The organism is Paraburkholderia piptadeniae, assembly GCF_900007165.1.
Lineage (GTDB): Bacteria > Pseudomonadota > Gammaproteobacteria > Burkholderiales > Burkholderiaceae > Paraburkholderia > Paraburkholderia piptadeniae.
The window spans coordinates 1-536 of sequence record NZ_CYGY02000276.1; the positions used below are offsets into that span (position 1 = coordinate 1).

The 536-nt window shown below is 60.8% G+C and carries 1 pseudogene; it reads left to right on the plus strand.

The window, feature by feature from the left end:
- A pseudogene (locus BN2476_RS45210) lies at window positions 1-491 on the plus strand (pilus assembly protein); the annotation flags it as partial.
- Between the last annotated feature and the right edge of the window lie 45 nt (window positions 492-536).

Below are 536 nucleotides of genomic sequence, written 5' to 3' on the forward strand. Positions count from 1 at the left end.
CCCGTTTCAGCACCATCACGGTCCTCAATCCCACTGCAGCGGCTATTCGCGATTACGCGCAGCCTCGCTATTACGCGGACGAGGCCGCCACTTACACGGAAGTCCCCAACGACTCGCTGATGTATCGCGATTCGTCTGTCCCGGCTGGCGCGAGCTCTAGCATGAACATCCAGGACGCGAACCTGCTGAAGATTCACGTGCACTACTGCTATGACATGTACGTGCCGCTCGCCAACAAGGTGATTTACTACGCGGCCAACGTGATCGGCAGCATCGGAACGAGCGGCATCCTGACGCGTGAGCCGGTCAACCTGATCCAGGACCCTTATGGCGCCCCGAAGAACGGCGACGATCTTTGCAAGACGCGACTCAAGGATGGCATCGCGACGGGGCGCTGGCCCATCTCGCTGGATTCGGAAGCGATGGTGCGCATGCAGTCGCCGCTCAGACTCTCGGCGTTGAACGACTCGCCGAACCCGACGGGCAATTGATGGCGCATCGGGTGAGGAACGGGTGGTTAGCATGGCGCGTGAAGG